Consider the following 13,732-nt stretch of genomic DNA (forward strand, 5'->3'; position numbering starts at 1 on the left):
AACTATGGCAGAACTAAAAGTTCATGACTATGAATTCAGAGAACCTCTTGAATCACAACCTTTGGATCACTCTGAACCGACAACTGAAAAACTGCCTACTGATCCCCAGCGTCCTGAGGTCATCCGTGTACCAGCATCTCCGGCTCGTCGGTTAAAAAGTATTTCTACTCTAGAAAAACTGATTGCTGCCTTTGTGATTATCGCTGTATTGACGTTGGCAATCTTGACCATCAATATTCGGACCAATATCAGCCAAGTTGAGCATGATATTTCCTTGATCCAATCGGATATCACTGAGAAAACAACACAAGCAGAACAGTTGGAACAAGAGAAAAATGAACTTTCTAAAACCGAGCGCATCCAAAAGATTGCTGAGGATAATGGATTGTCGATTGATGATGGCAATTTAAGGAAAGTGGACTAAATGAAGTTAACAGATAAATTCAAGCAATACTTAAAAAAGAACAATCAAACTACAACGAACAATCGCAAAAAAGTAGGTATTATTCTCTTTGCTACGAGTATTGGATTGTTCTTTTTGTTTGTCACGCGTTTGAGCTATATCGTCATTGTCGGGGATGTCGCGGGAACTTCATTAGCAGAAAAGACCAAAAATCTTTATGAAGGCAGCGAAGTGATCAAAGCGAAACGTGGAACAATCTATGACCGTAATGGGATTCCGATTGCCGAAGATGTGACCTCGTATTCCATTTATGCTGTTTTGAATCAGAATTACAAAGATGGCAACAAAAATCTCTTTGCAGAAAAAGCAAACTTCAATAAGTTGGCCAAAATTTTGTCAGATGTATTGTCCATTGATCAAGAAACAGCAGTCAATACGTTAGAGGATGGCCTTGAGCAACAATTGTGGCGGGTCTCTTTTGGGAGCAAGGGAAATAATATTACATTAGAACAAAAAAATGCGATCGAAGATGCAATGGAAAAAGAAGATATTGCCGGCTTCCATTTTGATAGCCATCCAGCTCGCCTTTATCCGAATGGGGTCTTTTCTTCTCACTTTATCGGGTATGCTGTTGCCAATGATGACGATACTGGTCTAGTCGGCAAAACTGGGTTGGAAGCTGCTTACAATGATGTATTATCGGGAACTGATGGTGAGATCGTTTATCAAAAAGATAACAATCAAAACCCGCTGCCCGGAACAGTAGCAGAGACCGTCGCAGCCGTTGACGGAAAAGACGTTTATACCACCATCGATAGTCGAATCCAAAGCTATTTGGAAACGCTGATGGACAGCGTCTTTAAAGAAAACAAACCAGAAAACTTAACAGCGAACTTAATGGATGCCAAAACCGGCGAAATCATAGCGATGGCACAACGACCAACCTACAATCCAGAAAATTTGGATTCGATCAATGATTGGCAAAATCTGTTAGTTGAAGACAACTATGAGCCAGGATCAACCATGAAGATTTTGACGACAGCAGCTGCCATCGATCAAGGCATCTTCAATGAGAATGAAACCTTTACCCCAAGTCCTGATGGATTAAAACTTTACGATGCAACCATCAATGACTGGGACTTTGGTCAAAAAGGAACACTGACGATGCGCCAAGCTCTTTCATGGTCCAGTAATATCGGAATGGTGACCTTGGAGCAGCGGATGGCTGATCGTTGGCAACAATACTTAAAAGAATTTGGCTTTGGCCGTAGCACCTATTCAGGATTGCCTAACGAAAATACTGGAATCACCCCAGAAGATAATCCTGTCAGCCAAGCGATGACTTCCTTTGGTCAAGCGATTGGTGTGACGAATTTCCAAATGATGCAGGCTTTCACATCGGTCGCAAATAATGGAACGATGCTGAAACCACAATTTATTAGTAAAATCGTTGATGGCAATACTGGAGAAGAAACGGTCACGCAACCAGAAGAGGTCGGCCATCCGATCACAAAAGAGGCTGCAACAGAGGTCCGTGAATATATGCGTGATGTTGTCGAGAGTGAAAATTATGGAAGTGCCTATGGCGTTTATGAATTACCTGGCTACAACATTTCTGCAAAAACAGGGACGGCCCAAGTAGCCGATCCAACAACCGGTAAGTATTTGTCTGGTGGCACCAATTATCTATATTCCGTTGTTTTGATGTTTCCTTCAGAAGAACCAGAATACATTTTGTATTTGACGATTAAATTACCAGAGAAGCACGAAAGCACCGTGTTGGGTGAAATTGCCAATCCATTGATGAAACGGGTCATGGATCTGAAAAACTCTGCATTAGAAGAAAGCACAACATCTGGTAGCGAAACAACTGTGGGGGATTATCGCAATCTCGATACAGAATCGGCTGCAACGGATGTTCAAAAAGCTGGATTGATCCCGGTAGTCATCGGGGATGGTGAAAAAGTCATTGCCCAATCGGTTGACAGTGGGACTTCGATCATGCCTGGCGGACGGGTACTGCTCGTTACCGACAGCGATAAGTACTATATGCCGGATACGACTTCTTGGTCAAAAGCAGACTTAATCAAATTTGGTAGTCTGCTGAATGTAGACGTCAGTTTTGAAGGAAACGGCTATTGTACCAAACAAAGCGTGGAACCATACACCGAATTATCAGGACAATCGATCAAGTTTACACTAAGTGAAAACGAATAAATAGGAGAGAACAATATGGAATGGACAGAGATGATATTACCTTTGGCAAGTGGCTTTGCGATCGTAACAGCCACAATGCCTTTGTTTATCGGCTATTTTCAAATGAAGAAATACGGACAGGAAATACGTGGTGACGGCCCCAAATGGCACAATGTAAAGGCCGGTACACCAACGATGGGTGGGTTTGTATTTTTGATTTCTGCAATGATCACTGCCATCTGGGTAGGAGCATGGCAAAATCAATTGACTGCTTCATTGTTCATTCTTTTGTTCATTACCTTGGTTTATGGTGCATTAGGATTTCTTGATGACTTCATCAAGATTTTCCGCAAACGAAATATGGGGCTGAACTCGTTGCAAAAGCTGATTGGACAGATTTTAGGCGGACTCGTCTTTTACTTTGTTTTTCGATCCGAAGACAATGCGGATGTACTGAATTTCTTTGGGATAGACGTGTCGCTATCGATTTTTTATGGCTTGTTCGTCATTTTTTGGCTTGTTGGTTTTTCAAATGCAGTCAACTTGACGGACGGTATCGATGGGCTAGTCGCAGGACTGGGCACGATTTCTTTTTCAACTTACGCACTGATTGCTTGGCGACAAGATCAAATCGATGTGTTAATCGTTTGTCTTGCGATCATCGGCGGATTGATCGGCTTCTTTCCCTACAATCGCAAACCGGCAAAAATCTTTATGGGGGATGTCGGCTCACTGGCTTTAGGCGGTCTGCTGGCAGCTATCTCGATTCTTTTACACCAAGAATGGACCCTATTGCTTGTCGGACTGGTCTATGTTTGTGAAACAGCAAGCGTGATGCTGCAAGTTGCCTCATTCAAATTAACAGGCAAACGAATCTTCAAGATGTCACCCATCCATCATCATTTTGAAATGAGCGGATGGTCTGAGTGGAAGATCGACACTGTGTTTTGGTGTATCGCGTTAGGTTGCTCGTTGCTCACAATAGCCCTTGTATGGTAGGAGATGAAGAAAATGAAAAAAATTACAACATATCAAAATAAAAAAGTTCTTGTGCTAGGATTAGCGCGTAGTGGATTCAGTGCGGCCAAATTGTTACATGATTTGGGCGCACTTGTGACCGTTAATGACGGAAAGCCATTTGCTGAAAATCCAGAAGCACAAGATCTTTTGGCTTTAGGGGTCAAAGTGATCACTGGCAGCCACCCGATTGAATTATTGGATGAAGGATTTTCGCTAGTCGTTAAAAATCCAGGGATCCCCTATTCACAACCTCTTGTTCAAAAAGCTTTAGAGAAAAAAATTCCTGTGATCACGGAAGTGGAACTAGCGTATCAAATCTCTGAAGCGCCGATTATCGGTATTACTGGTACGAATGGAAAAACCACCACAACGACTATGATCGCCAATGTCTTGAATGCTGGAATGGAAAAAGGACAGGCATTGCTTTCTGGAAATATCGGGTTTCCTGCAAGTTCCGTTGCTCAAACAGCTAAGCCTGAAGATCGCTTGGTGATGGAGCTTTCAAGTTTCCAATTGATGGGAATCGATACCTTACGGCCGAAAATCGCTGTCATCACGAATATATATGAAGCCCATATCGATTACCATGGTAGTCGCCCAGAATATGTCTTAGCAAAATGGCGCTTGCAACAACGAATGACCGCTGACGATTATTTAGTGATCAACTGGAACCAACCGGAACTAGAAGCACTGTCGGCCAAATCAAAGGCGAAAATCATTCCTTTTTCCACCAAGGAAAAAGTAGCAGGAGCATATATGCTTGATGGGATGCTCTACTATAAAGAAGAAGCAATTATGGCAGCGGAGGAACTTGGCGTACCAGGGGCACACAATATTGAAAATGCCTTAGCGGCGATCGCTGTTGGAAAACTTTGCAATATGCCAAACGAAGCAATCAAACAAGCGTTGCAAACCTTCACTGGGGTACCTCATCGGACCCAGTATGTCACCACAATCAATCAGGTGAAATTTTTCAATGATTCCAAAGCAACCAACATCTTAGCAACAGAAATGGCCTTAGGCGGTTTTGACAATGAGAAATTGGTCTTATTGGCAGGCGGCTTGGACCGTGGCAACAGTTTTGATGAGTTGGTTCCAGCACTAAAAGGACTCAAAGCTATCGTAGTGTTTGGAGAAACAAAAGAAAAATTAGCCTCAGCCGCTCAAGCAGCTGGCGTAAAAACGATTGAAATGACAGACAATGTTGAAACAGCCGTCCCAGTTGCCTTTTCTTTAAGTGCTGCTGGAGATACGATTCTATTGTCACCGGCGAATGCAAGTTGGGATCAATACCCTAATTTTGAAGTTCGCGGCGACAAATTTATGGCGGCAGTAGCAGAACTTAAATAGAAATGAGTGAAGGACATGAAAATACTTGTGACTGGCGGCGGTACTGGCGGCCACATCTATCCAGCGTTGTCTTTTGTCGATTACGTAAAAGAGATTGACCCGACAGCCGAATTTTTATACATTGGTGCAACAAGGGGCTTAGAGAATAAAATCGTCCCTCCAACAGGTATTCCTTTTAAAACGTTAGAGATCCAAGGCTTTAAGCGTAAGCTGTCTTTTGATAACGTAAAAACGATCCAGCTTTTCATGAAAAGCTATTATGCAGCAAAGAAAATCATCAAGGAGTTTCAACCGGATGTGGTGATTGGCACCGGCGGCTATGTTTCTGGCGCCGTGGTCTTTGCTGCAGCGAAGTTGAAAATACCTACCATTATTCATGAACAAAATAGTGTTCCTGGAATCACCAATAAGTTTCTAACCAAGTATGTGGATAAAATCGCCATTGCTTTTCACGATGCTTCTCAATACTTTCCAGCGAAGAAAACGGTGCTAGTGGGCAATCCCAGGGGGCAAGAAGTACGGAATAGTCAAAAGTCGACGATTTTGTCTTCTTACGATTTAAATCCGGCGAAAAAAACGGTTTTGGTTTTTGGTGGGAGTCAAGGAGCTCTGAAAATCAACCAAGCGATCATTGATGCGCTGCCGCTTTTTGCTCAAAAAGAGTATCAGTTACTTTATGCATCTGGCGAAAGGTATTACAAAGAGATCGAAGAAAAAATCGGGATGTCAAAAGATGCTTTCCCTAATATCAGTATTCGTCCCTATATCGATCAAATGGCAGAAGTGATGGCAAATAGTGATTTGTTGATTGGACGAGCAGGTGCCACATCGATTGCCGAATTTACGGCATTAGGGATTCCAGCAATTCTGATTCCTAGCCCTTATGTGACTAATGACCACCAAACAAAGAACGCCCAAAGTTTAGCTAATGCAGGAGCAGTCAAAATGATTGCCGATCATGAACTAAACAGCCAAAACCTCGTGGAAGCAGTAGATAGTATCATGCAAGATGAAGCCCTTCGTAGTAAGATGGCCAAAGCCTCAAAAGAACAAGGGATCAGCGATGCCTCAGAACGATTATTTCGACTTGTGCAAGAGGTAATCAAATAGTACAATGTGTGGGATAGAAAGGAGCGATTATCATTAGTAAAGACAAAACACCTCATGATGATCAAACCCCCTCGTCAACGGAAGAGTTGACCCCTTGGCAAAAAGAAAATCTAAAATATTTGCAAGAAAAAGGCAATCAGCCAGCTTGGTCTTCACCCGCTTCTGAAGAAACAGAAGACATGAAAGAAGCGCATGAAGATGAAGAGGAGTTGGCAGAAGAAGCACTTTTTGAAGCAGAACAAGCGATAGAAGAAACCGACGCTGGGAAAGAAGAGCTGCCTGAGCCAGAAAAAAAGGCTCGCTCCTTTGCTGACCGGCTACCTAATCTAAAGGCGTACCGCAATCAAGTATTGATTCGCCGTTTAGCGCTGATTATCGGTTTACTGATGATTCCTTTGCTGATTGTTTTGTATTTTGTTTCGCCGCTTAGTCGTTTGGCTAATGTGGTGGTCAAAGGCAATCAAGAAGTATCCGCAGAAGCGATTCTCAAAAATTCTGACCTAGCCGTCAATGAAGAGATGTGGCCGCAATTTTTTGAACGGAATCAGAGTGTAGCAGCAATCAAAAAAGAATTGCCGCGCATAAAAAATGCTTCTATTTCTTTATCTGGTATTAATCGTTTTGATATCACTGTCACTGAATTCCAGGAAGTGGCTTTATTAGCCAAAGATGGCGGCTATGCACCAGTTTTGGAAAATGGCGCTGTTTTGGATGATATCAGTGAGCAGCCAGAGGAAGGATTGCCGGTTTTAGAAAATTTTTCGGCTGAAGACAAAATCAAGGCGACACTCAGTGCCTATCAAGAATTAAGTTCAGAAATTCGAGATGGCATTTCTCAAATCAAATACACCCCCCGTGACAGCAATGATGAACTGTTAACTCTCTTTATGAATGATGGCAATCAAGTGATTGTCAATATCTCAAATATGGTGAGTCAAATGCAGTATTATCCGCAAATTGCCAAAGATTTGACCGAGGACAGTATTGTGGATATGGAAGTTGGGATCTTTACTTATCCAATTTCAAATACACAAGAAGACGATGCAGACGAAAATCAAACAGCTGATAGTGATTCTTAGGAAAAATTCAAGAGTTTTTTTCATTAACTTGTTTCTAAAAAGCGCCATTATATGGTAGAATTGGTAACAGTGAACAAATTATTCGAATGAACTCTAAAAACGGACTGTGATGGTTCGCTATATATCCAATTTAAGTAGGAGGGAACCCCATCCATGGCAAAAACGGGAATGTATGTTGGCCTTGATATCGGTACGACATCTGTAAAAGTTGTAGTAGCCGAATACGTTGACAGCCAAATGAATATCATTGGTGTAGGAAATGCAAAATCAGAAGGAATCAACCGTGGCATCATTGTAGATATCGATAAAACGGTACAAGCCATTCAAAGAGCAGTAAGACAAGCAGAAGAAAAAGCAGGAATTCAAATTCGCAGTGTAAGTGTTGGTGTACCAGCCAATCTTCTTGAAGTGGAAAATTGTCAAGGGATGATCGCTGTCAACAGTGAATCAAAAGAGATCACCGACGAAGACGTCCGCAATGTTGCTTCCGCAGCACTTGTACGTTCAACCCCTCCTGAAAGACAGATCATTGCTATCTTACCGCAAGAATTTACAGTGGATGGTTTTGAAGGGATCAAAGATCCTCGTGGCATGATCGGTGTTCGCCTAGAGATGTTTGGTGTGGTTTATACAGGTCCAAAAACCATCATTCACAACATTCGTAAATGTGTGGAAAAATCTGGTCTGATCGTTAATGAAGTAGTCATTACGCCATTAGCACTGACAGAATCGATTTTATCTGATGGTGAAAAAGATTTTGGTACGATCGTTATCGACATCGGCGGCGGCCAAACGACGACATCAGCGATGCACGACAAGCAATTGAAATTTACCCATGTGAACCAAGAGGGTGGCGAATTTGTCACAAAAGACATTTCGACAGTTTTAAATACCTCCTTCAACAATGCAGAAGCGTTAAAAATCAATTATGGGGATGCGTATCCTGAACGGACGTCCGCTAGTGAAGAATTTCCAGTGGATGTGATTGGGAAATCAGAACCTGTGAAGATCGATGAACGCTATTTGTCAGAAATCATCGAAGCACGTATGGAACAGATTTTTACCAAATCAAAAGAAGTCTTAGATGAAATTGATGGACTTGATTTGCCAGGTGGCGTGATTTTGACTGGTGGTGCTGCAAGCCTGCCGGGTGTCGTAGATTTGGCTCAAGAAGTATTCGAAACAAACGTTAAGCTTTACGTTCCTAATCATATGGGACTTAGAAATCCTGTATTCACCAATGTAATCAGTATCGTTGACTATTCAGCAAACTTAAGCGAAGTCTATCAGCTTGCCAAAAGTGCGATCACTGGTGAAAAAACAGTCGCGCAACAGCCCGTTGCCATTCAACAACAAGAAGTGCATTACGAACAATATGAAGCTCCAGAAGAAACTTATGAAGAAACAGAAGAAGAGAAAAAAGGTGAGTCGATCACAAACCGAGTAAAAGATTTCTTCTCAAATATCTTTGAATAATCTAAAACGATTCTCAGGAGGAAGATAAACTATGGAATTTTCAATTGATAATAACATCAATGACGGCGCTGTGATCAAAGTCATCGGAGTCGGCGGTGGTGGCGGCAACGCAGTAAATCGTATGATCGAAGAAAATGTCAAAGGCGTAGAATTTATTGCAGCCAACACTGACGTTCAAGCATTAAAAAATTCAAAAGCAGAAACAGTCATTCAATTAGGCCCTAAATATACCCGTGGTCTTGGTGCTGGTTCACAACCAGAAGTTGGTCAAAAAGCAGCAGAAGAAAGTGAAGATTCTATTCGTGAATCATTAGAAGGCGCGGATATGATTTTCATTACCGCTGGTATGGGTGGCGGAACCGGGACCGGTGCTGCACCGATCGTAGCTAAAATTGCCAAAGAAATCGGCGCATTGACAGTCGGCGTCGTTACTCGTCCGTTTACATTTGAAGGACCAAAACGCGGCCGTTTTGCTGCTGAAGGAATCGCTAAATTAAAAGAGAATGTCGATACCTTATTGATCATCTCAAACAACCGTTTGTTAGAAGTTGTTGACAAGAAAACGCCAATGCTTGAAGCATTCCGTGAAGCAGACAATGTCTTGCGTCAAGGGGTTCAAGGGATCTCAGACTTGATCACTGCACCTGGCTATGTCAACTTAGACTTCGCTGATGTGAAAACAGTGATGGAAAATCAAGGCACCGCTTTGATGGGAATCGGCGTTGCTAGCGGCGAAGAACGCGTGATCGAAGCAACGAAAAAAGCAATCTCTTCACCATTGCTAGAAACATCGATCGATGGTGCTGAACAAGTGCTATTGAACATCACTGGCGGATTGGACATGACTTTATTTGAAGCACAAGATGCTTCTGATATCGTCGCTCATGCGGCAACAGGTGATGTAAATATTATTTTAGGTACATCAATCAATGAAGACTTAGGCGATGAAATCCGTGTGACTGTCATTGCAACCGGCATTGACCCTTCTAAAAAAGAACGTGGGTCTCGCTCTAGCAGACAAAGTCAAAGCCAAATTCATTCTATCCCACAAAAACCAACCTTAGATATGGACCAAGCGCGTCCTGCACAAGCAGAAGAAAGCAATGGTTTTGGTGATTGGGATATCCGTAAAGAACAAAATGTACGACCTAAAGTAGAAGAAAACACATTTGAAAATGTAGAAAAGAAAGAATTCGACACCTTCAGCCGTGATGAAGTACGCTCGAATGATGACGACGAATTAAGCACACCACCATTTTTCCGTCGTAAACGCTAGGGGGCAGAGCACATGATTTCTGAGAACTTGCACAAGATCCAGCAAGAGATACAGGACTCCTGTGCTCTTGTTTCTAGAAATGCCAGTGAGGTCTGTTTGACAGCTGTGACAAAATCCGTCGATACAGAAACGACAAGAGAACTTCTAGAAAATGGTGTGCGTGATTGTGCAGAAAATCGAGTAGAAAAGCTACTTGAAAAAAAAGCAGCATTAACTGATTACCCAGATGTCCGTTGGCATTTTATTGGTAATTTACAGCGCAGAAAGGTAAAATCAGTTATAAATGAGATTGATTTTTTCCATGCGTTGGATTCAATCAAACTGGCACAAGAAATTCAAAAACGAGCAGAGCATCCGATCAACTGCTTTGTGGAAGTGAATGTTTCGCAGGAAGCAACGAAACAAGGGATTTTCGTAGAAGAGGTGGTGGCTTTTATTGAAGCACTCGCTTCGTTCGACAAAATTCGTGTTGTTGGATTGATGACGATGGCCCCGCTCACTGCTTCCAAAGACGAGCAGCATCAGATTTTCAAAGAATTAAAAAGGATTCAACAACAGATCGCTGACCTGCATCTTACACATGCCCCTTGCTTAGAAACGAGTATGGGAATGAGTAATGACTTTCCCATTGCGATTCAAGAAGGCGCAACATTTATTCGTGTAGGAACAGCATTATTTCAATAAAAAAGGAGGTTGACCGATGTCGCTCAAAGAGAAACTGACCAATTTTTTTGGATTGACTGACGAAGAAGATTATTATGAAGAAACATTTGCCACTGAAGAATCGGCACGCACGGCAGCGAAACCAGCTGTGAACCAAGGAGGAGCTTTTACCGCCCCTAGAACAACAGCGAGTACGCGTGCTTCTAGCCAAGCGGCTTCTTATACAACAAGTCAACCACAAAATCAAGCCTATCAATACAGACAGCAGCCTCAAACTGCTGCCTATCAACAATCCTCAGCGGCGGCTGAACGAGTAAGATCGGTGCCTAAGACGGAAGAAAAAGTCGTTCCAATGGCGCAACAAAGAACTAATACGAGAGTCAAAGACACAAAAGCTAAAGAAACTTCTCCACAAATGGCTGGAAAAATAACGATCGTAGAACCACGCGTTTATTCAGAAGCTATGGGGATTGCGAAGCAAGTCATCAATGGAGATGCTGTACTTGTTAATTTTCATTTAATTGAAGAGTACCAAGCTCGTCGAATAGTTGATTTTTTAACAGGAGCAGTGTACGCTGAAGATGGTGATATCAAGCGTGTTGGCGATGAAATTTTTCTTTGCACGCCTAAGGGTATGGAAATTGAAGGCACTGCCCAAACATTAGCAGATACCAATTTTTTTGATATCTAAAGTGAGGAGGAACGCCAATTTTATTCTTGAGATTCGTTAAATTACTGAGTGATGCTGTTTATCTGTATACCATTTTATTAGTGATCTATGCACTTTTGTCTTGGTTTCCAGGAGGGTATCAGTCCGCTTTTGGCCGTTTCTTAGCAAAAGTGTGTGAACCGTATTTGAGTTTATTTGATCGATTGAAATTAAGTTTTGCTGGTATCGATTTTACGATTGCATTTGCAATTATTGTCTTACAGCTAGCATCACAAGCATTGATATTGATCCTACAATCAATTTTATTTTAACGTAAGGGGTGGTTATCGGTGAACGCAAATGTCTATCAACATTTTCGAAACGATGAACGCCCTTTTATTGATTCCGCTCAAGGATGGATCGAACAAGTGCAAATGCAGTATGCGCCTTACTTGACTGATTTTTTAGATCCGAGACAAGCGTATATCTTAGAAAGCTTGATTCGTCAATCAACGGATTTAAGTTTCCGCTTTTTTGGTGGATATGAAGCTGCTGAGAGACGACGTTGTTTGATTTATCCCGATTACTATGAGCCCACCACCGATGAGTTTGACATGACTTTATTTACGATTCAATACCCGAAAAAATTTACGGTGTTGAGTCATGGAAAAGTTTTAGGCACATTAATGGGGACTGGAGTCAAGAGGGAATATTTTGGAGACATTCTTTCCGATGGTGAAATATGGCAAGTATTCGTTGCCACTGAAGTCAGTCATTTTATTCAACTCCAAGTGGATAAAATCGGTAACGTATCCGTTCGATTGGAAGAAACAAAATATACCGATTTGATCGTGCCTAAAGATGGTTGGACCGAGGAAAGAGAAACGGTTAGCTCATTGCGTCTTGATACAGTGATCTCTGCCGTGTACAACATCTCTCGTCAGCGTTCGAAACAGTTGATCGAATCAGGAAAAGTAAAAGTAAACTGGACAGAAGCATTACGACCAGATTTTGTTCTGGATTTACTGGATATCGTTTCAGTAAGAGGATTTGGTCGGATTCAAATACAGGGGTTAGAAGGAACCACGAAAAAAGAAAAAGTTAGATTGTTATTAGGTGTATTACGTAAATAAATCAAAGAGGTGTATAGAATATGGCATTAACTCCATTAGACATTCAAAATAAAAACTTTTCAGTAAAAATGAGAGGCTACAACCAAGATGAAGTCGATGACTTCTTGGATATGATCGTTCGTGATTATGAAGAAGCCGTTCAACGCAATCGTGAGTTAGAAAAATCGTTGAAACACGCAGAAGAAAAACTTGAATATTTCAATGAATTGAAAGATGCCTTGAATCAATCCATCATCGTGGCTCAAGATACGGCGGATAAAGTAAAAACAAGCGCAAGCAAAGAATCAGAAGTAATCGTTACTTCTGCTCAAAACCGTGCGGATGAAATGGTTGCTACTGCAGAAAAACATGCGCATGCCTTGATGACCTCAGCGGAAGAAAAAGCCAAAGAGATTTTGACGGATGCAACCGACAATGCCCGTCAATTGGCGACAGAAACAAATGACTTGAAGAAGAAAACCAGAGTCTTCCATAACAACTTATTAGTTATGTTGCAAACGCAATTAGAACAAGTGAAGAGTCCTGAGTGGGAAGAAATTTTGGCGCCATTTTCAAGCTATGTACAAGATTCCCACCAAGTGATCAGAGAAGTTTTGTCAAAAGAACTTGACAGTGAAAATGGTTCTGGAGTAAACTCAGAAGCAGTGGAAACATTTGATGTGGACATTGTTGAATCAGATGAAAAAATCGTTGATGTAAGTGAAAGCCCTGAAGTGAAAACATTAGATGATGCGAGAAACTTATTAGACGAATTGAACAAGACAGATAATAACTAAGACACAGAACAGAAAAATTTCTTATATTTTTCAAGCGAGTTTGGGAGAGTGGAAGCCAAATAAAACCCTGTAAGAAATCAGATCATCTGTGAGTTGCGTTCTTGAAAGAGCTGACTTTTCAAAGACTCGAGTAGAGAACGACGCCTGATCCCGTTACCGATCATCAAAGAATTGTCAACCGACAATAAAATTTGGGTGGTACCACGAACACGTTCGTCCCTTACCAGGGACGGACGTGTTTTTTGCTGTGAATCACTGCGATTGGCTTGCGAAGCAAGACAGAATAGATGATGAACAGTACTAGGCGACCATAGGGAGCGTAGTAACCGTACTAAGAATCACTATGATTGGCTTGCGAAGCAAGACAGAATAGATGATGAACAGTACTAGGCGACCATAGGGAGCGTAGTAACCGTACTAAGAATCACTATGATTGGCTTACGAAGGAAGACAGAATAGATGATGAACAGTACTAGGCGACCGTAGGGAGCGTAGTAACCAAATTAGGAATCACGCTGATCAACTGTTAACAATCAGTGAATCCTAAATGCATTGAGTTTATGGCAACCAATCCATTTGACAGGTTCAATAGAAGCAATCG

At 41.8% G+C, this 13,732-nt stretch carries 13 protein-coding genes; all 13 read left to right on the forward strand.

Annotation, left to right across the window (positions count from 1 at the left end; translation table 11 throughout):
• The first annotated feature begins 4 nt into the window (after positions 1-4).
• The 13 genes from ftsL (at position 5) to ACIPK1_RS07210 (ending at position 13,131) form a co-directional block, all read left to right on the forward strand.
• Entirely contained in the window at positions 5-424 is a 420-nt protein-coding gene (gene ftsL, locus ACIPK1_RS07150) for a cell division protein FtsL (protein WP_008377334.1), read from the forward strand.
• The gene (locus ACIPK1_RS07155) at positions 425-2,620 is read left to right on the forward strand and encodes a penicillin-binding transpeptidase domain-containing protein (protein WP_008377336.1); all 2,196 of its coding nucleotides are present in this window, start codon (positions 425-427) and stop codon (positions 2,618-2,620) included.
• A 15-nt stretch (positions 2,621-2,635) separates the two neighbouring features.
• Positions 2,636-3,598 carry a phospho-N-acetylmuramoyl-pentapeptide-transferase gene (gene mraY, locus ACIPK1_RS07160; RefSeq protein WP_400450377.1) on the forward strand — a complete coding sequence of 321 codons (963 nt, stop codon included), beginning with the start codon at positions 2,636-2,638 and terminating at the stop codon, positions 3,596-3,598.
• A gap of 12 nt (positions 3,599-3,610) precedes the next feature.
• A complete protein-coding gene (gene murD, locus ACIPK1_RS07165; RefSeq protein WP_005237282.1) occupies positions 3,611-4,969 on the forward strand; it encodes a UDP-N-acetylmuramoyl-L-alanine--D-glutamate ligase in 1,359 nt (452 codons plus the stop codon).
• Between the two features lie 15 nt (positions 4,970-4,984).
• Positions 4,985-6,079: an undecaprenyldiphospho-muramoylpentapeptide beta-N-acetylglucosaminyltransferase gene (murG, locus tag ACIPK1_RS07170; RefSeq protein ID WP_005237281.1), complete on the forward strand. Its 1,095-nt coding sequence runs from the start codon at positions 4,985-4,987 to the stop codon at positions 6,077-6,079.
• Between the two features lie 86 nt (positions 6,080-6,165).
• The gene (locus ACIPK1_RS07175; RefSeq protein ID WP_005237280.1) at positions 6,166-7,158 is read left to right on the forward strand and encodes a cell division protein FtsQ/DivIB; all 993 of its coding nucleotides are present in this window, start codon (positions 6,166-6,168) and stop codon (positions 7,156-7,158) included.
• 153 nt (positions 7,159-7,311) lie between these two features.
• Entirely contained in the window at positions 7,312-8,634 is a 1,323-nt protein-coding gene (ftsA, locus tag ACIPK1_RS07180) for a cell division protein FtsA (RefSeq protein ID WP_005237279.1), read from the forward strand.
• A 31-nt stretch (positions 8,635-8,665) separates the two neighbouring features.
• Positions 8,666-9,910: a cell division protein FtsZ gene (ftsZ, locus tag ACIPK1_RS07185; protein WP_005237278.1), complete on the forward strand. Its 1,245-nt coding sequence runs from the start codon at positions 8,666-8,668 to the stop codon at positions 9,908-9,910.
• 12 nt (positions 9,911-9,922) lie between these two features.
• Positions 9,923-10,594 carry a YggS family pyridoxal phosphate-dependent enzyme gene (locus ACIPK1_RS07190; protein ID WP_008377340.1) on the forward strand — a complete coding sequence of 224 codons (672 nt, stop codon included), beginning with the start codon at positions 9,923-9,925 and terminating at the stop codon, positions 10,592-10,594.
• 16 nt (positions 10,595-10,610) lie between these two features.
• Complete coding sequence (locus tag ACIPK1_RS07195) at positions 10,611-11,264, forward strand: cell division protein SepF (RefSeq protein WP_400450379.1); 654 nt, start codon at positions 10,611-10,613, stop codon at positions 11,262-11,264.
• A gap of 26 nt (positions 11,265-11,290) precedes the next feature.
• Entirely contained in the window at positions 11,291-11,554 is a 264-nt protein-coding gene (locus tag ACIPK1_RS07200) for a YggT family protein (RefSeq protein ID WP_005228822.1), read from the forward strand.
• 18 nt (positions 11,555-11,572) lie between these two features.
• Complete coding sequence (locus tag ACIPK1_RS07205) at positions 11,573-12,355, forward strand: RNA-binding protein (RefSeq protein WP_016613826.1); 783 nt, start codon at positions 11,573-11,575, stop codon at positions 12,353-12,355.
• Between the two features lie 20 nt (positions 12,356-12,375).
• Entirely contained in the window at positions 12,376-13,131 is a 756-nt protein-coding gene (locus tag ACIPK1_RS07210) for a DivIVA domain-containing protein (protein WP_005237274.1), read from the forward strand.
• Positions 13,132-13,732 lie beyond the last annotated feature (601 nt).

Origin of the sequence: Enterococcus sp. NPDC086594 (assembly GCF_044746145.1) — a bacterium.
In the GTDB taxonomy this organism is placed as follows: Bacteria; Bacillota; Bacilli; order Lactobacillales; family Enterococcaceae; genus Enterococcus_D; species Enterococcus_D entomosocium.

Coding starts and splice junctions, on each gene's coding strand:
- mraY (WP_400450377.1), top strand. CDS start 2,636: ATGGAATGGACAGAGATGATATTACCTTTGGCAAGTGGCTTTGCGATC.
- murG (WP_005237281.1), top strand. CDS start 4,985: ATGAAAATACTTGTGACTGGCGGCGGTACTGGCGGCCACATCTATCCA.
- ftsA (WP_005237279.1), top strand. CDS start 7,312: ATGGCAAAAACGGGAATGTATGTTGGCCTTGATATCGGTACGACATCT.
- ACIPK1_RS07190 (WP_008377340.1), top strand. CDS start 9,923: ATGATTTCTGAGAACTTGCACAAGATCCAGCAAGAGATACAGGACTCC.
- ACIPK1_RS07195 (WP_400450379.1), top strand. CDS start 10,611: ATGTCGCTCAAAGAGAAACTGACCAATTTTTTTGGATTGACTGACGAA.
- murD (WP_005237282.1), top strand. CDS start 3,611: ATGAAAAAAATTACAACATATCAAAATAAAAAAGTTCTTGTGCTAGGA.
- ftsZ (WP_005237278.1), top strand. CDS start 8,666: ATGGAATTTTCAATTGATAATAACATCAATGACGGCGCTGTGATCAAA.
- ACIPK1_RS07155 (WP_008377336.1), top strand. CDS start 425: ATGAAGTTAACAGATAAATTCAAGCAATACTTAAAAAAGAACAATCAA.
- ftsL (WP_008377334.1), top strand. CDS start 5: ATGGCAGAACTAAAAGTTCATGACTATGAATTCAGAGAACCTCTTGAA.
- ACIPK1_RS07210 (WP_005237274.1), top strand. CDS start 12,376: ATGGCATTAACTCCATTAGACATTCAAAATAAAAACTTTTCAGTAAAA.